We start from the raw sequence: 23,697 nt of genomic DNA on the forward strand, positions 1-23,697 counted from the left end.
AGGAGAAGAAGATGAAAAAGACTTTAGGGAAAAAAGTAGAAATGGGAATGAAATTAGTCCCAATTCCTCTGTCCTTGCTGCTTGCTGGGACCATGGCAGTGGCTGTGCAGGCTGAGGAAGTAGCTAGTGAAACAGAGGGGAATCAAGTCCAGAATAACCAGACGACACCTCCTGTCAATCAAGAACTGCCGAATGATGGCACAATCAAAAATACACCAGCAGAGGAAGCTTCTGGTCTGACCATCTCAGAAGAAGGAGAGAAGGGGGCGGCCCAAGTCACGCCTGAAATCAAACAATTAGCTCAGGAATTTTATGACTATCATACCAAGGGAGAGAGAGATGAGATAACTAAGGCTGCAACCATGACATCTGTCATGCCTGAGATGCAGTCAAACGAACAAATACAAGAAGAAGCTAAAAAGTATGATCATGCTTATGCTATCCGTAAGATAGATGGTGCCTTTAAATACATTGACTTAAAACAAGTAGAAAATTTAAATCTAGTCAGAGATGAACACTTTAAAGAAGTTCCTTCAGGAGAAGTTTATTACGATCAATCGCTAATTCAAAATAATACAGCCCTCTTCTTTTTGAATAAGTGGAAGTCTATATTTAATCCAAATCCAAGGCCAGAAGAAGTAGCGAAGATACCAAAAGCTATTATTCCTCGTTCCGAATTGGATTTGACTGTCGAGGAAACCTTTCCTACAAAGAGATTTTTGCAGATGAAAGTATGGGAACACTCAGGTTTAACATTTGAAGAGGCATTTTCTAGAAAGTATTTACCTGAGTCAGAAAATAGAGTATTGTCTATGGAAGAGATTAAGCAGATTATTCTTACTAACCCTAATTTATTCCAAATTCAAGCAAGATCTGAAGAATCTATTTATTATATGAACCCTTTCTTTCAAAAATTGCTTATCAGTGGAAAGGAAGCTGGAGATGAATACGCTAAATGGAAAGGAGAAAATCTTTCATTTGTAGATGGAAGGGATAATGTCGCTACAAATCACATCTATTTTTATTCTTTTGATTATAACACTATATATCCTATAGGCAATGAATATTGGTGGTTGAGTAAAGGAAAAATGGGTGTCGACGTTGATAATATTTTGGAAAAATATAATCTCTTTGAAAAACCTATGGTATATATTGATTGGCTGGGTAAAAATCCTTCTCTAGAGAGACCTTGGTTTGGTAAAGATAATATCAAGACCTTCCACTATAGACTATATCTTTTGAAACCTAATGATAAGACCCGCTATTATATTGATAGGGATTATAGGATTGATATTGCCGGAGTTCCTAATATTGCTGAAACACCAGATGGTGGCTTCAAATTTGTAAACGAAACTATCCCTGGTGGACAACAGACAACAATTGGTTATAAACCTGATCAAGGTGAGCTAGATAAACTTTTCAGAACAGTCAAAGCTGAAGGCTTCGTCTTTAAACTTTCAGATGTTAAGAAAGTCAGGGAGGGAGAGACTGGATCGGGCAAGGTTCTTGTCCGGTACCAAGACGAGCAGGGCAATGCTATTGCTAACCCCATTACGGATGAGAAGCCAGGTAAGACTAGATACACAGTCAGTCCTAAACCTCTAATTTCCTATAATAACAAGCTCTATACTTATAAATCTCGGCTAACTGCCTATGATGCTGAATCAGGAGAGTATGAAGCAGGAAGAACCAAAGAAATCGTCTATGAGTATGAACTCATCCAGTTCCAGCTTCCAAATGACGCTCCAAGCGAAGAACGGCCAGTCTTAGAAATGACCCGTTTTGTAGATGAATCAGGTCAAGAATTATCAGATCCAGAACGTGGTTTGGTGGCGTCTAAGACTATCGCTGGTTACGACTACCAATCCAGTAGAGACGAGGATGGTATTCGCACGCATGTCTATCGCGCCAGCGTGCATGAAGTACCGACAGATGCTCCAAGCGAAGACAAGCCTATCTTGGCAATGACCCGATTTGTAGATGAATCAGGTCAGGAATTATCAGATCCAGAACGTGGTCTAGTTGCATCTAAGACTATCATTGGCTATGATTTCCAGTCTAGTACTGAGGAGGACGGCATTCGTACTCATGTCTATCGCGCCAGCGTGCATGAAATACCGTCAGACGCTCCAAGTGAAGAGCGCCCAGTCATGGAAATGACTCGCTTTGTAAATGAATCAGGTCAAGAATTATCAGATCCAGAACGTGGTTTGGTGGCGTCTAAGACTATCGCTGGTTATGACTTCCAATCCAGCAGTGACGAGGACGGCATTCGCACGCATGTCTATCGTGCCAGCGTGCATGAAGTGCCGAAAGATGCTCCGGTTGAGGACAAGCCGACTATTGAAATCACTCGCTTTGTGGATGTAGAAGGAAGACCTTTAGCAGCAGCAGAATTTGGTTTGCTAGATGCTAAGGCTATTGAGGAGTATGGATTCGTTTCTGTATCAGATGCCAATGGCGTTCGCACTTATATTTACAAGCCAAAAACGCAAAGTCAAACACCTTTGGGAACAGAAACTTCTGCTCAGAAGAGTCCTGCAAGGCTTGAAAACTCTGAGACTAGTCCGGTTCTATCTCGAGTGTCGAAACACACATTACCAAATACAGGTAGTGCACCTTCATCATTCTTGGGAGCAGCAGTCATTAGCCTTTTGGCTTCCGTTGGCTTACTACATTCCAAGAAAGAACGAAAAAAATAAGGCCAATCTGGTCTTATTTTTTTCCATATGTTTGCTGTGACTTATCTAACACTCCAGACACTAACTGATTTTTCCTCCACAGGAAATTCTCCCCAGCCTTGGTCGTCAATGGTTACGATTTGGGAGTTGTTGCCTAGATAGTCACTGAATTCTCTGCCAGCCCATTCTGGACCGACCAGCATGGATTTGCTGGCTGCTTGGTCATTACTGATAAGGACAGCGATTGGCTGACCATCGTCCATACCTTGGCGAGTCCAGCCAATACAGTTTGCATCGTCAAAGTAGTCGGTCTGCTCACCATAGGCTAGATTGAGACGGATGTCTAGGAGTTTATCCAGCACATCCTTAAAGCTCTCTTGGGCAAATTCTCCGCTAATGCCATAGTAGTCTCCATAAAAGACACATGGTAACCCAGCTTCTCTTAGAAGTATGAGAGCATAGGCCGCAGGCTTGAACCATTCTTCAACTGTAGACTCCAGAGCCTGACCTCTCTGAGTATCGTGATTGTCTACAAAGGTTACAGCCGATTCGGGGTGATTTTTCGCTAGTGTTTGGTCAAAAATAGTTCGCAAGTCATAGTCTGCTCTAGATTTGCTGGCATCAAATAAATTATGATGAAGTTTAACATCGACTAGGTCAAAGCGGTAGTCAATATTTTCTAGATAATCATTATTGGCCTTTTCGTCGCTATTCCAAAATTCCCCAAAAACATAGAAATCTTCACCGTATTTTTCAGTAATATCGCGGATGAAATTTTTCATAAAGAAAGAATCGATGTGCTTGACAGCATCTAAGCGAAAGCCATGTACACCAGTGCTTTCAATGAACCAATGAGCCCAGTCGTAGAGATTTTGGATGACTTCGGGATGTTTGAAATCAATATCCGCATACATCAGATAGTCGTAGTTACCATTCTCGTTGTCCACCAGCTCATCATCTGCCCAACCTTTATTGTCCCCTTGGATGAGAAAAATACCTGACTTGTTGTTTTTGGCATCATAGTCAGTACCGGTGAAGTGGTACCAGTGCCATTCAAAGTCATTATAGGCTTTTTTGCGGCCTGGGAAGACAAACTTAGTCCAGCCTTTGATTTCGAAAGGTTCTGACAAGACCTTTGTGCGGTCGTTAGGATCAACTTCAACAACGGTAAAGCGCTCTTTATAGTCTGCTGCGGCCTTGTGATTGAGAACCACATCAGCAATAGCTTCGATACCGTTCTGGCTAAGTGCTTCAATCGCTCGGAGGTATTCTTCTTTCAATCCATACTTGGTGCGGACGGTCCCTTTTTGGTCGAACTCTCCCAAATCAAAAAGGTCGTATACACCATAGCCGACGTCATTAGAGCCCGTTCCTTTGAAAGCTGGCGGCATCCAGACTTTGCGAATTCCTTTCGCTGCTAAGTTTGGTGCATCTTCCGCTAATCGATTCCAATGCTGACCGTCATCTGGCAGATACCATTCAAAATACTGCATTAAGGTTTGGTTTTCCATATAAATTTTCCTCTTCATTCTCACTGATTGGCTTTATTGTACCAAAAGAAGCAGAAAGGCGCAATCGTTTGCGTCTTTCACTATCATAAACACTTAACTCTTTTATATTTTGAAAAATCTTTTTAAAATTGAAAATGAAACATTTTTATCTGAGACAAAAAGCTGCAAAAAGAGTATACTAATCTGTATAGAAATCGGTAAAGGAGCTCTCTTATGATTGAATTTAAAGATGTCACTAAAGTTTATGAAGGAACGGTAGCTCTCAATCAGCTGAATCTGACCTTGCAAAGCGGAGAAATCGTCGGGCTGATTGGTCACAATGGCGCCGGAAAATCTACTACTATTAAGTCATTGGTCAGCGTTATCAATCCTAGCAGTGGACAGATTTTTGTAGATGGGAAAGAATTATCTGCTAATCGCTTGGAAGTCAAGAAAAAAATCGGCTATGTAGCTGATTCACCAGATTTATTTTTGCGCCTAACTGCCAATGAGTTCTGGGAACTGGTAGCGACTTCTTACGATATGACAAATGCTGAAGTCGAAGAGCGGTTGGGAAATCTGCTACATATTTTTGACTTTGGTTCTCATCGATATGAGGTTATTGATTCATTCTCTCACGGGATGAGACAAAAAGTCTTTGTCATAGCGGCACTTTTGTCTGATCCGGATATTTGGGTACTGGATGAGCCGTTGACCGGTCTTGATCCTCAGGCAGCTTTTGACCTCAAGCAGATGATGCGCCAGCATGCAGATAAAGGAAATACAGTTCTCTTTTCAACCCATGTCTTGGAAGTTGCAGAGCAGCTCTGTGATAAGGTAGCCATTCTCAAAAAAGGGAAATTGATTTTCTACGGAACGATTGAAGAACTAAAAGGCCAACATCCAGAACAGTCTCTTGAAACCATTTATCTTGGTCTGGCAGGCCGTAGAGAAGAGGTGAGTCCTGATGCGCATTAAAGCTATAAAAAAACTCGTTGATATCAACATCCTCTACGCCATTCAGCCGTCTCAGCTGCAGCAGTACCGCAAGATGCAAGCTAAGAATCCTGAGCGCAAGGTCAATGTATCGCTGAAGGCCATCCGCATGTATCTGATTTTAGGACTGGTCTATCTCTTTCTTTTCGGTTTGATGGGCTCCCTGAACCAACTGGTTGGCAATCCTGGTTTCTTCGCCAATTTGGTTTCCGCTTTTGCTCTCTTTTCTATGTCTCAGGGCTTTTTGGTTTTTTACAATGTCTTTTATGAAAGCAAGGACTTGCAGTCTTATCGTCCCTATGCTTTTAGCGAAGCAGAAATCATCGTCGGCAAAAGCATTTCGGTTATCCTGACCTTGCTGATTGCCATTCTGCCTATGTTTAGTTATTTCTTGGTTTTGGCTTTTCAAGGTGGTAATCCTTTCTTGGGGCTGCCCTTGGCTCTGCTTGCTATTTTCATTTTAAGTTCAGTCATCACTTTTCTGATTTTAATTGCCGTCCATTTTATTACCAAGACAGCCTTTTTCAGAAAGTACAAGACCATCCTGTCCAATGTCATTCTGGCTCTTGTTTCCGTTGGCTCCTTTTTCCTCTATTTTATGATTAATCAAATGAACAGCAGAAGCGTTATAAATCGTACAGAGGTTAAAGCTTTCTTCCCGCCAGTTCAAGCCTTTTATGATTTTATTCTTCATCCTTTTCATACAGCGTCCTTGCTGGGATTTTTGGGATGGGTGGCAGTTGCGGCTCTTCTATTTTTCATCGTAAAGACCAAGGTAATTCCAGAATTTTATGAGGCAGCTCTCATGACAGGCTCTTCAGTAGGAAAGCGGGAGCGCGTGCATGACATCAATATTGCTGAAGCAAAAAATCTCAAAAAGTTTGTCTGGCGCTACAATATCAGGCTCCTGAGCGAGGGTTCTGTCATTATGCAGGCCATCTTTATGTCGGCCTTTCTCCCTTACATTGTCATTTTCAGTATGGGGATGATACAAGGCGGCCTGTCTTTAACTCCTTATCTGGGACCACGTTTCCTCTTGCCAATGATGGCTCTGGCTGTTTTGATTGCAACACTAAACTCAGGTGGCAGCAACCTTACGGCTATTGGGATTTCTCTGGAAAGGGAAAATTTTGATTATCTCAAGGTTTTACCCTTTGATTTGAAGCAATATATTCATCTGAAGTTTTGGCAACTCTTTGCCGTCCAGTCTATCCTGCCTCTGACCTTGCTTTTGATAACCAGCCTTGTTTCCGGTATGCATCCAGTGACTTTCTTGGGCATGGTGATTGTTTGGGCCTTGATTAGTCTAATGTGGAGTTCTTGGGGTTACTACCGAGACTACAAGCATCTGGTGACTAATTGGTCCAATGTCACAGAATTGATGAGCCGAGATAACAATATGATGAAAACTCTCCTAGCCATCGCTCTTATTTTAGGAATGGTGATTGTCATTACTCTTCTCTTCTTTATATCCAATGTTCTTGCGCCTCTGGTAATTTATACGATAGTGGCTCTAGTTCTAGTAGGATTAGCTGTGTTGTCTTACATAGTCCACAAACATTACATGAAAAAGCTGAATGAAGAGTTAGCAGTATTTTATTAAAAGAGCATCAGGAAGTCGAAAGGCTTTCTGATTTTTTGACTGATAATCATAAAAATAACAGTTCTGCAAATGTACAGAACTGTTATTTGTTTTTCTTTATTTTTTCTACATCCAGTGGCATGAAAGTCGCCATAACTCGACCGATGAGTTTAGGTTCTTCCTCATGCGGGATAAACTTATCACTGTATTTTTTATTAAGGGAAATCAGGCGGATACCGGATGGATCGTTGAAGACCCTTTTTATAATGGTTTGACCGTCATAGTCAATAGCATAGATAGCACCGGCAAGCTCGAAATGAGTCTGCTTGATTAGGGCTACGGAATCTCTCGGATACTTGGGTTCCAGCGAGTCAGTTCGTACCCAAAGGGCAATATCGTAGTCGATTTCTCTATCTAGCCAGACTAAATCAGCTTGTTCTGGCTTATGCTGAGAGAGATAGTAATTCTCATAGACCAAGTAGGGGAAGTAGTCATCCTTTAAGCTGGCTTGTGTTTCTTGCTCAGTCAGGCTAGCTTCTAGTAGCTTTAATCCTTTCTCCTGTCTGTCTTGGTCAAGTTGTTGATAAATACGATTTAATTCAGGGAATTGCTGAGGGATGTCTGCAATGAGGCGATAACGAGGGTCAATTTCTTCTACCTCGACACCAAAAAAATCAGCAATCTTTTCTAGATTGGCAGCGATAGGCAGAGATGTCCCTTTGATATAGCCAGTCAACGTACTAGCAGGAATGCCTGTTTCACGCGATAGTTCGACTTGTTTTTTGCCTGTTTCCTTGAGAAGTTCTTTAAGTTTTTTCGAAATGAGAAGACTTGCTTCCTTGTCTTGGGGGCTTGCTGCGCCTCGTCCTCTGGCCATAATATCAACTCCTTTACTTGTTTTTATTATAGCGAATTAAATCGAAAAAGTAAAGGATTAGGTCAATTATTTGAGCCTAATCCTTTACTTTTTTTAGATACCTTATTAAATTTCGTAGCCCATTAAGATTCCGCCTTCCTCAGCATAGAAGCTGCAGAGGCCTGAAGTCGGCACCGTTTCGATTTGAGCTTGGGGATACTTTTCTTGTACTAGTTGACTAAATTGCTGGCAGAATTTTTGGTTATTGCGGTGAGCAATGATCAGTCGGCCGCCCTTGTAACCAGCTTTGAGTAGCTCTTCGATTGCAGAAGCAAGAGCCTTTTTCGGACCGCGTGCCTTTTGCAGAAGCTCTAGCGTGCCAGTCTGGCTGGCTTCACCGACCATGCGGATATTGAGCAAGCCGACAACGGTTCCCAGAAGTTTGCTAAGCCGGCCGTTTTTGACCAAGTTATCCACCTTTGCCAGAACGAAGAGAAGCTTAGTTTTCTCTTGATAGCGATTAATGACTTCAACGACTTCATCAAAGCTGAGATCTTGCTGAATGAGTTCATTGAGTTTAGTCACAAGTAAGTCCACCTCGCCGCCTGCAGAAAGACTATCAATGACATGAATCTGGGCATCAGGATGTTCTTCTAAAAAGATTTTCTTAGCAACCTGTGCACTATTATTGCTGCCAGATAGAGTTCCAGTGATAGTCACCACAAAAATCTTGTCGGCTCCCTCAAAGCTTTTGAGGTAGTCATCTGGACTAGGGCAGGCAGACTTTGAAGCAGCAGAAGAAGCATACATCTTCTCCATCATCAGGTCAATATCAAGTTCCTTATTATCTACAAAGATTTCATTTTCCACTTGAATGGTCAAGGGAACACTTTCAAACTGTGTGTCTTTAGCCAAGTTTGCCATTTCACGAAAGTCACAGCCAGAGTCGGCTATAATTTTCCAAGTCATATTTTTCTCCTTTTTTGTCAAGTATGTACAATAAAAAAATTGACAAAAAACCTGTCTTTTTTTACAATTATAACATGAAGAATGCTTACTAGAAAGCGGAAACTGTCAGCTGAGACAAGAGGGAAGAAATTGTTATGTCGGAAAAGAAAATATCGGAAAAATCACTCGCGAATTTAAAGAAATACAATCAGGAATCCAATCAAATCACGAGAGAGTCTCTGGAAATCTCTCTCATGCAGCTGTTGGAGAAGAAAGAACTCAAAAAAATTACGATTTCAGAGCTGGTTGAGCGAGCAGGGGTTTCCCGCGCTGCATTTTACCGCAATTATAGCTCTAAAGAGCAGATTCTGGAAGAGATTTTTAAAAACACTGTTCAAGGTATTACGGATAAATTGGAAGAGTTTAACTTTAAAACGGAGATGTACCAAATTTGGCTTTTTCTTTTTAAGGAAGCTAAGAAAGAAGCTCGGGTTATCAGCCTAGCCATCGACTATAATTTTGAAAAGCTACTGACTCAGGCTGTATTTGACTTTTTGGAAAAACGCAATCGCAATGCTAAGAAAACGACTAACTCTTATATGAATTCCTTCTGGAGTTCGGCAGTTGTTTCCGTTCTCTCCAAGTGGATTAAGGACGGCATGAAGGTTCCAGCTGAAAAAATAGCTTCTTTAGGCCTACCTCTTTTCCCACAGAAAAAGAAATCAAATAAAAACAAGTGAGTCATTAGGGCTCGCTTGTTTTTAGCTTCTGTAAGAAGTTGGTCAGTTCTTTTTGGTTCCTTAATTCGTAGAATTTATGAGGAAAAGTTTGTAGGATTTTCTTATATCTTGCCAGTGCTGTCTGACGCCGTCCATTCCAAAGAACCCAGCAGATAAACTCCCAGTCAAACTTTTCGGGGCAGCCGGGAGCCATGCTTTCTCTGGTCCGATTGCGGTATTTTAGATAGCGTTTGAAAGCTCGATAGAGGCAGTTCCAGCGAGAGAAGTTCAGAAAGATGATTTGGTCGGCTTCTGCCAGCCGACGTTCATAAAAACACCAAGAGTAGTTGCCATCAATAATCCAGTCGGTATTTTTTGACAAAAAATTATCCATTTGTTCACTCATCCAATCACGGTCACTATCCTTCCAGCCAGGTTGGAACTGCAATCTATCCATGTGAAGTTTGGGAATGGAGTAGTGGTGGGACAGTTGTGTTGCTAAAGTGGATTTGCCAGAACCGGAATAACCAATAATTGCTATTTTCATCCCTATCTCCTTTGTGTTAGAAACAAAAAAAGCTCCTGAGAGCTCCCTTTGTATGCATTATTTAGCAAGTTTAGCTGAAAGGCGTGCTTTATCGCGGCTTGCTTTGTTTTTGTGGATCAAACCTTTTGTTTCTGCTTTATCGATAGCTGAGCTAGCAGCACGGAAAAGTTCTTCAGATGGGTTTGCTTCAAATGCTTTGATTGCAGTACGCATAGCTGACTTTTGAGCTGAGTTTTTTTCGTTATGTTTCACGTTCAATTCAGCGCGTTTGATAGCTGATTTAATGTTTGCCAAGTTGTTTCACCTCCATTGAAAATACTAACTATCTAATTATATATGAAAAGTTAGGATTTGACAAGCTTTTTTATTTTTTTAAGTAAATTTCATCAATTTCATGATTTCCGGCTTTATGCAGGATAATTTCTGCCCGATTGCGGGTTGGCTCAATGTAGTCTAGCAGGTTAACAAGGTTAATGCTTTTCCATACATTATGGGCGAAGGTTACTACTTCCTCTTCTGATTGCGTGGTGAAGCGGTGGTAGTAGTTTTTTGGGTCGTTTTCAGCCAGCGTCAGCATTTTTTTAAAGCGATCCAGATACCAGTTTTCAATATTTTCGACTTCTGCATCAACATAGATAGAAAAGTCAAAAAAGTCTGTCATATAGAGGCGCTCGTTCTGAGGATTCTGGAAAACATTGATGCCTTCGACAATAACAAAGTCAGCAGCCTTTACCTCTTGCATTTCCTGAGGGACGATATCATAAGTTTCATGCGAATAGACGGGAATTTGGAAATTCTGACCGTTTTTTATGCTGTCTAGAAAGGAAAGAAGCAGCTCCATATTATAGCTTTCTGGGAAACCCTTGCGGTTTAAAATGCCGTTAGCTTCTAAAATTTGATTAGGAAACAAGAAGCCGTCTGTGGTAACCAGCTCGACTGTCGCATTTGAAAAAGTCCGAGAAAGCAGAATCTGCAGCAAACGGCTAGTGGTGGATTTCCCAACGGCCACACTGCCAGAAACGCCGATGATAAAGGGCTGTTTTCGGCTTTCCTTTTGTAGAAAAATACCCTTGGAAAAAGCCAAGTCTTCCTTAGAACGTTTATAAATTTGAATGAGATTGGTCAAGGGGAGGTAAATGTCTGTCACGTCCTGCAGGCTAATCTTGTCATTGAAACTCTTGATAGAGTTAAGTTCGGCCTGGGTCAGAGGCGGAGTTGTTTTGCGGTGCAGGTTTTGCCAAGTATGGCGGCTGATTTTTTCAAAGTGAAGAAATTCGTTAGTCATAAGTTACTCCTGTATGATGGACTTTAGTATAACATACTTTTTGGAGAAATGAAAACGATTTACAAATCTAGGAAAATTATGATAAAATGGTTGTATGACTAAAATGTATTTTGCAGAAAATCCTGATGCCAAACACGATATTCATGAATTAAATGTGGAACTGTTAGGACAGCGGCTGACTTTTTTGACAGATGCTGGTGTCTTCAGTAAAAAGATGATTGATTATGGCAGTCGGGTCCTTTTGTCTGTCTTGGACTTTGAAGCTGGAGAACGGGTCTTGGATGTTGGCTGCGGCTATGGGCCACTAGGTTTGACTTTAGCCAAAGCGTACGGAGTGGCTGCGACCATGGTAGATATCAACCAGCGGGCCTTGGACTTAGCTCAGAAGAATGCTGAGAGAAATCAGGTATCTGCTCATATCTTCCAGTCAAATGTTTATGAAAAGGTCAGTGGCATTTTCGACCATATTATCAGTAATCCGCCGATTCGTGCTGGTAAGCAAGTCGTGCACGAAGTCATCAGCGGAAGCTATGAGCATTTGACAGAAGGCGGTGATTTAACCCTTGTGATTCAGAAGAAGCAAGGAGCGCCCAGTGCCAAGACGAAGATGGAAGCTATCTTCGGTAATTGTGAGATTGTTAAGAAGGACAAAGGCTACTATATACTAAGGAGCGAAAAATAGGATGCGTGCTGTAGATATTATCCAAAAGAAGAGAGACGGTCTGGAGCTAACCAGTCAGGAAATTCAGTGGCTGATTGAGGGTTATGTGGACGGGACGGTGCCCGACTATCAGATGGCAGCCTTTGCAATGGCTGTCTATTTTAAAGGTATGACGACTCGGGAAATTTCGGATTTAACCATGACCATGGTTGGAACTGGAGAGCAGTTTGACCTGTCAGAAATCGCGGGAATAAAAGTAGATAAACATTCTACTGGCGGTGTTGGTGATAAAGTAACTCTGGTCTTGGTACCATTGGTAGCTAGCTTCGGTGTGCCAGTTGCTAAAATGAGTGGCCGCGGTCTGGGTCATACTGGTGGAACAATTGATAAATTAGAATCTATTAAGGGATTTCAGGTAGAGCGCAGTCAGCAAGACTTTATCAAGCAGGTGCAGGAAATCGGCTTGTCCGTTATCGGTCAGTCTGATCAGTTGGTGCTAGCGGATAAGTTGCTCTATGCCTTGCGAGATGTAACAGCAACTGTTGATACCATTCCGCTGATAGCTAGCTCTGTTATGAGTAAGAAAATTGCTGCTGGTGCAGACAGTATCCTTCTGGATGTGACGGTCGGTGAAGGCGCCTTTATGAAAAATATTGATGACGCTCGTGTACTAGCACGTACTATGGTAGATTTGGGCAAGGCTGTCGGCAGAAAAACAGTAGCTGTTCTGACAGATATGAGTCAGCCTTTGGGAACCAGCATTGGCAATCGTCTTGAAATCTTGGAAGCCTTGGATATTTTGCAGGGCAGGGGTCGTGAAGACATCACAACTTTCATTTGTGAGTTAGCTCAGATTATGCTCGGACTGGCAGATGTTGAGAAAACGGTGGAAGAAGTAAGAGAACAGCTGACCAACGGTGCTGCTTTGAAGAAATTTGAAGCTATGGTTGTAGCTCAAGGTGGTGACTTGGAAGATCTCTATCGTCCATCAAGTGCAGCTCATATTGTAGATGTGAAAGCAGAACAGGCAGGTTATATAACTGAACTGCCTGCTATGGAATTCGGCCTCTTTGCCATGAGACTTGGAGCAGGACGGGCAGTTAAATCTGACGACTTGGATTATGAAACAGGAATTGTTTTCGAAAAGAAAGTCGGAGACAAGGTTGAAATTGGAGAAGTTTTCGCAAAAATTTATTCAAATGAAAAAATTTCTCAAGAACTAGTTACAGATTTTCAAAAAAATGTTAAAATAGGTGATGAAAGCGTTGCAGTAAGCGAGATTATCGAGGTTATTGCTTAATTCTAGGAGAAGCCAACATGAAATTAAACAAATACATAGACCATACGCTTTTAAAACCTGAAGCGTCAGAAGAGCAGATTCTGAAGTTAATTGAAGAAGCAAAAGTTTATGATTTTGCCAGTATCTGTGTCAATCCAACCTGGATAGAGTTTGCTGCGGAGCAGCTGAAAGACTCAGACGTCAAGGTTTGTGTGCCAATTGGTTTTCCTTTAGGAGCCAACACTTCCGATGTGAAAGCTTTTGAAACGCAGGACGCAATTCAAAAGGGTGCGGGCGAAGTGGATATGGTCATCAATGTCGGTGCTCTGAAATCTAAAGATTATGATTTGGTAGAGCGAGACATCCGTGCGGTTGTAGAAGCTGCTAACGGTACCTTGGTCAAGGTAATTCTGGAAACTTGCCTGCTGACAGATGAGGAGAAGGTTAAGGCCTGCCAATTAGCTCAGAAAGCTGGAGCTGATTTTGTTAAGACCTCTACAGGATTTTCAACTGGCGGTGCGACAGTCGCAGATGTTGCCCTTATGAGAAAAACAGTTGGTCCTGACATGGGCGTCAAGGCTTCTGGCGGTGCTCGTTCTTATGAAGATGCGCTGGCCTTTATTGAAGCAGGTGCGACTCGTATCGGAACTTCAGCCGGTGTGGCAATTATGAAGGGAGAAGAAGCTAGTGGCGACTACTGAGTTGATTGACTTGGCTGTCCAAGCCAGCAAAAATGCTTATGTTCCCTATTCTCATTTCCCCATCGGAGCGGTTTTAGTCGCTAAAGACGGACGAGTATTTACCGGCGTTAATGTTGAAAATGCCAGTTTTGGCTTGACCAACTGTGGAGAGCGGACAGCTATATTTAAGGCAGTTTCAGAAGGAGCTTTAGATTTTGAGGAGCTGATTGTCTACGGTGAGACGGAAAAACCCATATCACCCTGTGGTGCCTGCCGCCAAGTAATGGCAGAATTTTTTGCTGAGGATCTAAAAGTGACCTTGGTAGCTAAAGATAAATCGACGGTCGTGATGACGGTCAAGGAATTACTTCCATATTCTTTTACAGATTTAACATAAGTCTGTTATCGGTCATCTGACCAAATTCAAACTTGCAACTGTGTTGCACATCTTATTTAGGAGGTTCAGAAATGAACAAAAAACAATGTCTAGGTCTTGGTCTAGCAACTGTCGCAGCATTCGGACTTGCTGCATGTGGAAACCGTGCTTCTCGCTCAGATTCTTCAGATGCGAAAACTGATTTGAAGGCCGCTATCGTAACTGATACTGGTGGTGTTGATGATAAGTCATTTAACCAGTCTGCATGGGAAGGTTTGCAAGCTTGGGGTAAAGAAAACGGTCTTTCTAAAGATAAAGGCTTTACTTACTACCAGTCTACAAGTGAAGCGGATTTTGCAAATAACTTCAGTCAAGCAGCTACAAATGGTTATAAATTAGTTTATGGCGTTGGTTATAAATTAGCACCTGCTGTTACAGCTGCTGCTGATGAAAATGCTGATATTAATTATGTTATTATTGATTCTGTTATCAAAGACAAGAAGAATGTAGCATCTGCTGTTTTTGCTGATAATGAAGCTGCTTATCTTGCAGGTGTTGCTGCTGCAAAAACTACGAAGACTAACAAAGTTGGTTTTATTGGAGGGGCACGTGGCGAAGTTATCACTCGTTTTGAAAAAGGCTTTGAAGCAGGAGTGAAGTCTGTTAACAAAGATATTTCAGTTGATATTCAATATGCCGAAGACTTTAATAATCCTGAAAAAGGAAGAACTATTGCTGCAACCCAATATGCCGCAGGAGCTGATGTAGTTTATCAAGCTGCTGGTGGTACTGGAGCAGGTGTCTTTAAAGAAGCAAAAGACTTGAATGAGAAGAAAAATGAAGACGAAAAAGTTTGGGTAATCGGTGTCGATCGTGATCAAGCTGAAGAAGGTAAATACAAGTCTAAAGATGGTAAGGAATCTAACTTTGTACTTGCTTCCAGCTTAAAACAAGTTGGCAAAACTGTTCAAGAGATTGCTACTCAAACAGCTGATGGTAAATTCCCGGGTGGGAAAGTAATTACATTTGGTTTGAAAGATGGTGGAGTTGAATTGACAACTTCTAACCTATCTGAAGATGCTAAAAAAGCTGTAGAAGATGCTAAGAAACAGATTATTGATGGTAGTGTAAAAGCACCTGAAAAATAATAAAGATCCAGAAGCGACCCAACCTTCTTGGGTTGCTTTTTTAGGGTATTGAGACATTTTGTCTCAATAGAACCTACTAACTTGATTAGTAGGCTCTACTGAAATAAAATATAATTTTCTAGAAAGGAATACTCTAATGGCACATGAAAATGTCATTGAGATGCGTGAGATAACCAAAGTTTTTGGTGAATTTGTCGCAAATGACAAAATCAACCTACAACTGCGTAAAGGTGAGATTCATGCACTTCTTGGTGAAAATGGAGCTGGGAAATCTACCTTGATGAATATGTTGGCTGGTCTTTTAGAGCCAACTAGTGGAGAAATTTTTGTCAACGGAAAATCGGAAAAATTGGATTCTCCTTCTAGGGCTGCAGCTCTCGGAATAGGAATGGTTCATCAGCACTTTATGTTGGTTGAAGCATTTACTGTTGCTGAAAACATTATTCTTGGTAGCGAAATAACGAATAAAGGTGTATTAGATTTGAAAAAAGCTAATGCAGATATCCTTGAATTATCAGAACGCTATGGCTTAGCTGTTGATCCAACAGCTAAGGTTGAAGATATTTCTGTTGGTGCCCAACAACGTGTAGAAATCCTGAAGACCCTCTATCGTGGTGCCGAAATTTTGATCTTTGATGAGCCAACGGCAGTATTGACCCCTGCTGAAATTTTGGAATTAATGGATATTATGAAAACTCTTGTTAAAGAAGGGAAATCTATTATCCTGATTACTCATAAACTAGATGAAATTCGAGCAGTAGCGGATCGTGTCACAGTTATTCGCCGTGGAAAATCAATTGAAACTGTTAGCATTGAGGGCGTTTCAAATAAAGATTTGGCTGAAATGATGGTTGGACGTTCGGTTTCTTTTGTTACTGAAAAGGAAGAAGCTAAACCGAAAGACGTTGTACTTCAAATTTCTGATTTGATAGTGAATGAGAATCGTGGTGTACCAGCTGTTAAAGAGCTTTCTCTTGATGTTCATGCAGGTGAAATCGTAGGAGTTGCTGGGATTGACGGTAACGGTCAGAGTGAGTTGATTCAGGCTATTACAGGACTTCGAAAAGTAAAATCAGGAAGTATTAAAATCAAAGGAAGGGAAGTTGTAGGACTTTCTCCACGAAAGATTACAGAAATGCAAGTAAGTCATGTACCTGAGGATCGTCATCGTGATGGTTTGGTACTTGAAATGATGCTTTCTGAAAATATTGCTCTCCAGACTTACTATAAAGAACCGCTCAGTAACAAAGGTGTTTTGAATTATAATCAAATTAATTCATATGCCCGTAAATTGATGGAAGAATTTGACGTTAGAGCAGCTAGTGAACTTGTTCCAGCAGGTGCTTTGTCAGGGGGAAATCAACAAAAAGCTATTATTGCTCGAGAAGTTGATCGTAATCCAGATCTATTAATTGTCAGTCAACCTACTCGCGGATTGGATGTTGGTGCGATTGAGTATATTCATAAGCGCTTAATTTCTGAACGTGATAAAGGGAAAGCCGTTCTTGTTGTCAGCTTTGAATTAGATGAAATTCTTAATTTATCAGACCGTATTGCTGTTATTCACGATGGAAAGATTCAAGGAATTGTAAAGCCATCTGAAACTAATAAGCAAGAACTTGGTATTCTCATGGCTGGTGGAAAAATCAAGGAGGGTTCTAATGGATAAAAAAACACAGCAAATTGCTATTCCTTTTATTTCAGTTCTTTTAGGAATCTTACTTGGCGCCATCATCATGTGGATTTTTGGTTATGATGCCTTGTGGGGTTATGAAGAGTTGTTCAAAACAGCTTTTGGTTCCATTAAAAATATTGGAGAAATTTTCCGAACCATGGGGCCTCTAATTTTGATTGCTCTTGGGTTTGCAGTGGCTAGTCGTGCTGGTTTTTTCAATGTTGGTTTACCTGGTCAAGCTTTGGCAGGTTGGATTGCAGCTGTTTGGTTTGCCCTATCTTTTCCAACCATTCCTCGTTTTGCAATGTTACCGCTGACTGTCCTTGTAGCAGCAGTTGCCGGTGGTTTAATCGGTTTAATTCCGGGTTTGTTAAGAGCATTTTTAGGTACAAGCGAAGTTATTGTTACCATTATGATGAACTATATTGTTCTTTTTGCTGGAAATGAAATTATTCGGAATTTTCCTAAAAAACTAATGGTTGATTCCGAATCGAGTATTCCTGTTTCGGCAAACGCTAGCTATCGTCTAGACTTTCTTACAGAGCTTACTAAGTCACGTATGAATATTGGAATTTTCATTGCTTTGATTGCTGTTGCTGTAATTTGGTTTATCATAAAGAAAACCACACTTGGATTCGAAATTCGCTCAGTAGGTCTTAATCCAAATGCTTCAGATTATGCAGGGATGTCGGCGAAACGTACTATTATTCTTTCAATGGTGATTTCTGGAGCTCTTTGTGGTATTGGAGGAGCAGTTGAGGGTATAGGTACTTTCCAGAACGTTTATGTTCAAGCTGGATCTCTGGCTGTTGGATTTAATGGTATGGCAGTTGCTCTTCTTGCTAGCAACTCTCCTATCGGAATCATTTTTGCTGCGTTTCTACTTGGAACATTGCAAACTGGTGCGCCTGGTATGACAACAGCTACTATTCCTCCAGAACTTGTCAATATTGTAACAGCTTCCATTATCTTCTTTGTAAGTGCTCACTACATTATTGAAAAATATATCAAACCTAAAAAACGAATGAAAGGAGTAGAGTAAAGATGAATATTGTTGCTATTCTAACAATACTTGTATCAAATATGCTGGTCTATGCCGCTCCTCTCATTTTCACCAGTATTGGAGGTGCTTACTCTGAGCATGCTGGTGTTGTTAATGTTGGCTTGGAAGGCATCATGGTCATGGGAGCTTTTACAGGAGTTGTTTTTAACCTGACTTTCGCTGAAAGCTTAGGAGGAATGACTATTTGGCTTTCTCTTCTCGCAGGTGGTTTAGTTGGTCTCATTTTTTCTGCGATTCATGCAGTAGCAACCATTAATTTTCGTGCTGATCATGTTGTTAGCGGTACTGTACTGAACTTGCTGGCGCCAGCTTTAGCTGTCTTTCTTGTGAAGGCTATTTATGGAAAAGGACAAACTAATAATATTGATTTATCCTTTGGTAAATTTGATTTTCCGATTTTGTCTAATATTCCTGTTATTGGAGATATTTTCTTTAAGAATACTAGCTTGATGGGTTACATAGCTGTTGGATTCTCATTTTTAGCTTGGTTCATCATGTTTAAGACGAAATTTGGGCTTCGCTTACGCTCAGTAGGTGAACATCCTCAAGCTGCCGATACATTAGGGATTAACGTTTATCTCATGCGTTACTATGGAGTGTTGATTTCAGGATTTTTGGGAGGAGTAGGTGGAGCTTTGTATGCTCAATCTGCTTCGGTTAATTTCTCTGCTACGACTATTGTCGGCCCTGGATTTATTGCTTTAGCTGCCATGATTTTTGGTAAATGGAATCCGATAGGTGCTATGCTTTCAAGTCTTTTCTTTGGACTTTCCCAAGCCCTAGCTGTTGTTTCTACTCAGATTCCTTTCCTTGCTCATATACCTGCGGTTTATCTTCGTATCGCGCCTTATGCGTTGACAATCATTGTTTTAGCCGCTTTCTTTGGTAAATCAGTTGCTCCCAAAGCGGATGGTATCAACTATATCAAGTCTAAATAAACCTTTACACCAGTTCTTTGGAGCTGGTGTTTTTTGGTGTTTGAAAGAAGCTATAATCATAGGAATAGAAAAAGCCTGCTTCAGGTGAAGCAGGCTTTTTAAGATTAGTTTGTTGCGATTTCATTTAGCAGGTCTTCTGCAGTGGTGGTTGGATTAACGCGTACTCGGTTAAGTGTGAGCAAGCCATTAGATAAGGAAGCTAGTCCGTTATTGGTTGTCAGTCCCATTTTATAGCCAAGGCTTTCAGCAATCTGCAAGGTTGCATCACTGTATCGTCCAGATGGATAGGCAACAGTTGTTGTGGTTTGAGACAGTTCCTTGTCTAAGTAAGACTTGGAGTCTTTTAACTCAATTTTTTGTTGGTCTTCTGCAGTCGCTGAGAGGTCAGGATGGTTGACGGTATGGTCTTCAAAGGACATGCCTTTTTCCTTCATTTCCTTTATCTCATCTAGCGTCAGCATATCTTCACGCCCTGCTTGAACAAATCCGGTAATGACATTATTTGTTGCTTTCATGTCATATTTCTGGAGAAGCGGAAAGGCATTAGTATAGAAATCCTTTAAACTGTCATCAAAGGTCAGCCAGACGACTTTTTTGTTTTCTGGCAGGACGTTCTCCGTCAGTACCTTGTATGCTTCTTCTGGTGTTAGTGGATAGTAGCCTGCGTCTTTCAAGGCTTTCAGATGGCTTTCAAATGTAGCTGGATCTACAATCAAACCAGCATTAGCTGCTTCTGATGGATCCATGACATGAATGGCATGATACATCAAGATAGGAACTTGAACTGGCTGGTCTTGTTTGACCCATTTGACCTTGTCTTTACTGCTGTCATCCGAAGCAGTCTTTTTTTCCCGAGTCGGTGCTGACGAAGTTTTAGATGAAGTATCGACCTGGTTCGTTGACACGTTATTAGCTTCTTTTTGATTGTGCGAGTTTTGCAGCTTGGCTAGTAAAGAAAAGCCACCTACAATCAGGACAAGAAAAAGTAATAAACTCGTTAAAGAAAGCAAAATAGCTCTTTTTCTAGCTTTGCGTTGCTGCATGCGATTTCCTCGGTGTTTTCCTGTCATAATATCTCCTTTTTTTAAAAAATTACAATTCCTTGCGGAAATTTACATCTATTATAACAAATAAAGAAGTAGTTTTGTAGGCATTTTTATATAATTTTGTTATAATATTTTTTATACAAGAAATTTTCAAGGAGTGCTTCATGTCTATTAAAATAGCTTTACTTGGTTTTGGAACAGTGGCAAGCGGTGTGCCTTTTTTGCTGAAAGAAAACGGAGAAAAAATCGTTCAAGCGGCTTATTCAGAGATTGAGGTTGCTAAAGTCTTGGTCAAAGATGATGCCGAAAAAGATCGTCTTTTAGCAGCTGGAAATGACTTTAATTTTGTAACAAATGTTGAAGAAATTCTGAACGATTCTGAGATTACTATAGTTGTGGAATTGATGGGACGGATTGAGCCAGCGAAAACGTTCATCACTCGTGCTCTTGAAGCTGGCAAACATGTAGTAACGGCCAATAAGGACTTGTTGGCTGTTCACGGAGCAGAGTTGCTGGAAATTGCTCAAAAGCAAAATGTGGCTCTCTACTATGAAGCAGCTGTTGCAGGCGGAATTCCAATCCTCCGTACCTTGGTTAATTCATTAGCTTCTGACAAAATTACCCGTATCTTGGGTGTGGTCAATGGAACCTCTAACTTTATGATGACCAAGATGGTGGAAGAGGGGTGGTCTTATGAAGACGCTCTTGCTGAAGCGCAACGCCTTGGCTTTGCAGAAAGCGACCCAACCAATGATGTAGATGGCATTGATGCGGCTTACAAGATGGTTATTCTCAGCCAGTTCGCTTTTGGTATGAATGTTAAGTTTGAAGATGTGGGTCATCAGGGAATTCGGCATATCACACCAGAAGATGTGGCTGTTGCTCAAGACCTTGGCTATGTAGTCAAGCTGGTAGGTTCTATCGAAGAAACGCCATCAGGAATTGCAGCAGAAGTAGCTCCAACTTTTCTGCCAAAAGCGCATCCGCTGGCTAGTGTTAATGGGGTGATGAACGCCGTCTTTGTCGAATCCATCGGTATCGGAGAGTCTATGTACTACGGACCGGGAGCTGGTCAAAAACCAACTGCAACTAGTGTTGTGGCAGATATTGTCCGCATCAGTCGCCGTTTGAATGATGGAACAGTTGGCAAGGCCTTTAATGAATTCAGCCGTGAGCTTGTGCTAGCTAAGCCAGAAGATGTAAAGAGCAGCTATTACTTCTCTATCTTGGCACCTGACTCTAAAGGTCAAGTTCTGCATTTGGCTGAGATTTTCAATGCTGAGGATATTTCCTTTAAGCAGATTCTGCAGGAAGGTACAGATGGTGAGAAGGCTAGCGTGGTGATTATTACCCATGCTGTCAGCAAGACACAGCTGGAAAATGTCACTGCTAAGCTCAAAGAAGTTGCTGAGTTTGACTTGCTCAATACTTTCAAAGTATTAGGAGATTAAGATGAAAATTATTGTACCAGCGACCAGTGCCAATATCGGTCCTGGCTTTGACTCCGTTGGGGTAGCCCTGTCAAAATATCTGGAAATTGAAGTCTTGGAAGAAAGTCAGGAGTGGGTGATTGAGCACGACCTCAATCCGAGAATTCCTAAGGATCGGCGTAATTTACTGGTTAAGATTGCGCTGCAGTTGGCTCCAGATATTCAGCCGCGTCGTTTAAAAATGACCAGTGATATTCCATTGGCTCGCGGGCTTGGATCTTCTAGCTCAGTCATTGTGGCTGGGATTGAATTGGCCAACCAGCTAGCTCACCTTAATTTGTCAGATTATCAGAAGCTAAAAATTGCTACAAAGATTGAAGGTCATCCTGACAATGTTGCGCCGGCTATTTATGGTAATTTGGTCGTATCTAGCTCATCTAGAAATCAGGTATCTGCTGTGGTAGCGGACTTTCCGGACGCAGACTTCATCGCCTATATCCCAGACTATGAGCTTCGGACGGTTGAGAGCCGCCAAGTCTTACCAAATCGGCTTTCTTACAAGGAAGCTGTTGCGGCTAGCTCCATTGCCAATGTTGCGATTGCAGCTCTTTTAAAAGGTGATATGAAAATTGCTGGTCGGGCTATCGAGTCTGATTTGTTCCACGAAAAATACCGTCAGCCTTTGATCAAGGAATTTTCAGATATTAAGTTCTTGGCCAGAAAAAACGGCTCTTATGCAACCTATATCTCAGGAGCGGGGCCGACTGTTATGGTCCTTTCGCCTAAGCACAAGACGGAAAAGATATACCAGCTTTTGCAAAAACAGAATTTCAAGGGGCAAATCTTCCGACTTCAGGTAGACACAGAGGGTGTCCGGGTAGAAAAATAAATCATCAAGAGGTTTTTGTACTGACTCCCAAAAGTTAGATTTTTTCTGTCTAACTTTTGGGGTGCGGTTCATTTTCTATGAACCTCTTTTTTCTTTTTGTAAAATAAGGATTTGATATCCCTATCTTTTTATACCTAACTGTGCTATAATGGGTCTAGCTTAAAGGAGGATAATTCACTTTATGGATCATTTAGAATTACAGGCTCTGGCGAGTGAGCTAGTTTTCGGTGCCATCAGGAATGCCCTTTCTAGTCAAACACAGCGTTTTGCTACTAGGCAATTATAATCAATAAAAAGCTGACCTTTCTCAGCTTTTTCTTTGTAATCTATCGTAAATGCCATAGATTTTTGATATAATAGAGTGTATTTTGTTTACATAAAAGAGAGAAAATCATGCAAAAACTAGAGAAATTAAAATCTGAATTAGAGGGAATCGACATTCGCTTCAATGAGCCTTTGAGCCAATATACCTACACAAAGGTCGGAGGTGCAGCTGATTTCTTAGTTTTCCCTCGCAATCGTTATGAGTTGGCTCGTATTGTCAATTTTGCTAATCAAGAAGACATTCCTTGGATGGTGCTGGGAAATGCCAGTAATATCATTGTGCGAGATGGTGGTATCCGAGGTTTCGTGATTATGTTTGACAAGCTCAACAATGTAGCGGTGGATGGCTATATGATTGAGGCAGAGGCTGGAGCTAATCTGATTCAGACAACCCATATCGCCTTGCAGAACAGTCTGACTGGCTTTGAGTTTGCCTGTGGTATTCCAGGTAGCGTTGGCGGAGCTGTCTTTATGAACGCTGGGGCTTATGGCGGCGAGATTGCTCATGTCTTGGTATCTTGCAAGGTACTGACTCCTCAGGGTCAAGTCAAAACGCTGGACGTTCGGGATATGAAGTTTGGCTATCGTCATTCACTGGTTCAGGAAACGGGCGATATCGTTATTTCTGCTAAGTTTGCTCTTTCACCTGGTGTTCACAGAACGATTCGTCAGGAAATGGAGCGCTTAACCCATCTGCGGGAGCTCAAGCAGCCTTTGGAATATCCATCCTGTGGCTCTGTTTTCAAGCGTCCTTTGGGTCACTTTGCTGGTCAGCTCATTAGTGAAGCAGGACTCAAGGGGCATCGGATCGGTGGTGTAGAGGTATCTGAGAAGCATGCCGGCTTTATGATTAACGTCGATAAAGGAACGGCTCAAGATTACGAAAATCTTATCGCTCATGTGATTGAAAGGGTGCGGGAAAATTCAGGTATTACTCTGGAGCGCGAAGTCCGCATCATTGGTGAATCTCTGTAAGACAGATATGATTTCCAGTAGAAGTATGCTGGATAAGGAACTGCAGCTGGCTGCAACTTAGTAAGGGGGTGAAAGCCTATCGACACGGAATTTATAAAGGGCCTTTACA

At 41.5% G+C, this 23,697-nt stretch carries 22 protein-coding genes; 15 read left to right on the top strand and 7 right to left on the bottom strand.

Going from position 1 to position 23,697, the window contains the following annotated elements:
* Positions 1-11: 11 nt before the first annotated feature.
* Positions 12-2,702 carry a MucBP domain-containing protein gene (locus PCY71_RS00940; RefSeq protein WP_048773247.1) on the top strand — a complete coding sequence of 897 codons (2,691 nt, stop codon included), beginning with the start codon at positions 12-14 and terminating at the stop codon, positions 2,700-2,702.
* Positions 2,703-2,743: 41 nt separating this feature from the next.
* Here the strand turns inward: PCY71_RS00940 and PCY71_RS00945 are convergent, their stop codons facing one another.
* The gene (locus tag PCY71_RS00945; RefSeq protein ID WP_075202684.1) at positions 2,744-4,210 is read right to left on the bottom strand and encodes an alpha-amylase; all 1,467 of its coding nucleotides are present in this window, start codon (positions 4,208-4,210) and stop codon (positions 2,744-2,746) included.
* Positions 4,211-4,405: 195 nt separating this feature from the next.
* Here PCY71_RS00945 and PCY71_RS00950 point away from each other — a divergent pair, with 195 nt between their 5' ends.
* Both PCY71_RS00950 and PCY71_RS00955 read left to right on the top strand, forming a co-directional pair.
* Positions 4,406-5,149 (top strand): ABC transporter ATP-binding protein, encoded by a 744-nt coding sequence (locus PCY71_RS00950; RefSeq protein WP_011836877.1) that lies wholly within the window; start codon positions 4,406-4,408, stop codon positions 5,147-5,149.
* Positions 5,139-6,770 carry a membrane protein gene (locus PCY71_RS00955; RefSeq protein WP_048773251.1) on the top strand — a complete coding sequence of 544 codons (1,632 nt, stop codon included), beginning with the start codon at positions 5,139-5,141 and terminating at the stop codon, positions 6,768-6,770. The genes PCY71_RS00950 and PCY71_RS00955 overlap by 11 nt, the downstream gene beginning before the upstream one ends.
* 82 nt (positions 6,771-6,852) lie before the next feature.
* Here the strand turns inward: PCY71_RS00955 and PCY71_RS00960 are convergent, their stop codons facing one another.
* Both PCY71_RS00960 and PCY71_RS00965 read right to left on the bottom strand, forming a co-directional pair.
* Entirely contained in the window at positions 6,853-7,626 is a 774-nt protein-coding gene (locus PCY71_RS00960; RefSeq protein ID WP_048773253.1) for an XRE family transcriptional regulator, read from the bottom strand.
* A 105-nt stretch (positions 7,627-7,731) separates the two neighbouring features.
* Positions 7,732-8,574 carry a DegV family protein gene (locus tag PCY71_RS00965; RefSeq protein ID WP_048773255.1) on the bottom strand — a complete coding sequence of 281 codons (843 nt, stop codon included), beginning with the start codon at positions 8,572-8,574 and terminating at the stop codon, positions 7,732-7,734.
* A gap of 134 nt (positions 8,575-8,708) precedes the next feature.
* On the opposite strand from PCY71_RS00965, the gene PCY71_RS00970 reads away from it, so the two are divergent.
* A complete protein-coding gene (locus PCY71_RS00970; protein WP_002906696.1) occupies positions 8,709-9,293 on the top strand; it encodes a TetR/AcrR family transcriptional regulator in 585 nt (194 codons plus the stop codon).
* Between the two features lie 4 nt (positions 9,294-9,297).
* Here PCY71_RS00970 and PCY71_RS00975 read toward each other — a convergent pair whose 3' ends face one another.
* The 3 genes from PCY71_RS00975 to coaA form a co-directional block, all read right to left on the bottom strand.
* Positions 9,298-9,819, bottom strand: coding sequence for a DNA topology modulation protein (locus PCY71_RS00975; RefSeq protein ID WP_048773258.1), 522 nt, complete (start codon positions 9,817-9,819; stop codon positions 9,298-9,300).
* Positions 9,820-9,876: 57 nt separating this feature from the next.
* Positions 9,877-10,113 carry a 30S ribosomal protein S20 gene (gene rpsT / locus PCY71_RS00980; protein WP_002895661.1) on the bottom strand — a complete coding sequence of 79 codons (237 nt, stop codon included), beginning with the start codon at positions 10,111-10,113 and terminating at the stop codon, positions 9,877-9,879.
* Between the two features lie 70 nt (positions 10,114-10,183).
* Positions 10,184-11,104, bottom strand: a complete 921-nt coding sequence (gene coaA / locus PCY71_RS00985; protein ID WP_048773260.1) for a type I pantothenate kinase — start codon at positions 11,102-11,104, stop codon at positions 10,184-10,186.
* A gap of 94 nt (positions 11,105-11,198) precedes the next feature.
* Here coaA and PCY71_RS00990 point away from each other — a divergent pair, with 94 nt between their 5' ends.
* The 8 genes from PCY71_RS00990 to PCY71_RS01025 all read left to right on the top strand — a co-directional run bounded on the left by PCY71_RS00990 (position 11,199) and on the right by PCY71_RS01025 (position 18,924).
* The gene (locus PCY71_RS00990; protein WP_048773261.1) at positions 11,199-11,786 is read left to right on the top strand and encodes a class I SAM-dependent methyltransferase; all 588 of its coding nucleotides are present in this window, start codon (positions 11,199-11,201) and stop codon (positions 11,784-11,786) included.
* A gap of 1 nt (position 11,787) precedes the next feature.
* Positions 11,788-13,065: a pyrimidine-nucleoside phosphorylase gene (locus tag PCY71_RS00995; RefSeq protein ID WP_048773263.1), complete on the top strand. Its 1,278-nt coding sequence runs from the start codon at positions 11,788-11,790 to the stop codon at positions 13,063-13,065.
* A 17-nt stretch (positions 13,066-13,082) separates the two neighbouring features.
* Positions 13,083-13,745: a deoxyribose-phosphate aldolase gene (gene deoC, locus PCY71_RS01000; RefSeq protein ID WP_048773264.1), complete on the top strand. Its 663-nt coding sequence runs from the start codon at positions 13,083-13,085 to the stop codon at positions 13,743-13,745.
* The gene (locus tag PCY71_RS01005) at positions 13,732-14,121 is read left to right on the top strand and encodes a cytidine deaminase (RefSeq protein WP_002906685.1); all 390 of its coding nucleotides are present in this window, start codon (positions 13,732-13,734) and stop codon (positions 14,119-14,121) included. The genes deoC and PCY71_RS01005 overlap by 14 nt, the downstream gene beginning before the upstream one ends.
* A gap of 71 nt (positions 14,122-14,192) precedes the next feature.
* On the top strand, positions 14,193-15,248 hold the full coding sequence (locus tag PCY71_RS01010) for a BMP family protein (RefSeq protein ID WP_048773266.1): 1,056 nt from the start codon (positions 14,193-14,195) through the stop codon (positions 15,246-15,248).
* Positions 15,249-15,384: 136 nt separating this feature from the next.
* Positions 15,385-16,917, top strand: coding sequence for an ABC transporter ATP-binding protein (locus PCY71_RS01015; RefSeq protein ID WP_002900481.1), 1,533 nt, complete (start codon positions 15,385-15,387; stop codon positions 16,915-16,917).
* Positions 16,910-17,965 (top strand): ABC transporter permease, encoded by a 1,056-nt coding sequence (locus PCY71_RS01020; protein ID WP_002906683.1) that lies wholly within the window; start codon positions 16,910-16,912, stop codon positions 17,963-17,965. Before PCY71_RS01015 ends, PCY71_RS01020 begins: the two co-directional genes overlap by 8 nt.
* 2 nt (positions 17,966-17,967) lie before the next feature.
* Positions 17,968-18,924 carry an ABC transporter permease gene (locus PCY71_RS01025; protein WP_002900479.1) on the top strand — a complete coding sequence of 319 codons (957 nt, stop codon included), beginning with the start codon at positions 17,968-17,970 and terminating at the stop codon, positions 18,922-18,924.
* Between the two features lie 104 nt (positions 18,925-19,028).
* Here PCY71_RS01025 and PCY71_RS01030 read toward each other — a convergent pair whose 3' ends face one another.
* Positions 19,029-19,994 carry a polysaccharide deacetylase family protein gene (locus tag PCY71_RS01030; protein WP_048773268.1) on the bottom strand — a complete coding sequence of 322 codons (966 nt, stop codon included), beginning with the start codon at positions 19,992-19,994 and terminating at the stop codon, positions 19,029-19,031.
* A 140-nt stretch (positions 19,995-20,134) separates the two neighbouring features.
* Between PCY71_RS01030 and PCY71_RS01035 the strand changes: the two genes are divergently transcribed.
* The 3 genes from PCY71_RS01035 to murB all read left to right on the top strand — a co-directional run bounded on the left by PCY71_RS01035 (position 20,135) and on the right by murB (position 23,588).
* Positions 20,135-21,421, top strand: a complete 1,287-nt coding sequence (locus PCY71_RS01035) for a homoserine dehydrogenase (protein WP_048773271.1) — start codon at positions 20,135-20,137, stop codon at positions 21,419-21,421.
* A gap of 1 nt (position 21,422) precedes the next feature.
* A complete protein-coding gene (gene thrB / locus PCY71_RS01040) occupies positions 21,423-22,289 on the top strand; it encodes a homoserine kinase (RefSeq protein ID WP_002909872.1) in 867 nt (288 codons plus the stop codon).
* Positions 22,290-22,682: 393 nt separating this feature from the next.
* On the top strand, positions 22,683-23,588 hold the full coding sequence (gene murB / locus PCY71_RS01045) for a UDP-N-acetylmuramate dehydrogenase (protein WP_002897679.1): 906 nt from the start codon (positions 22,683-22,685) through the stop codon (positions 23,586-23,588).
* The last annotated feature ends 109 nt before the right edge of the window (positions 23,589-23,697 follow it).

This window comes from Streptococcus sp. SN3, assembly GCF_030439905.1.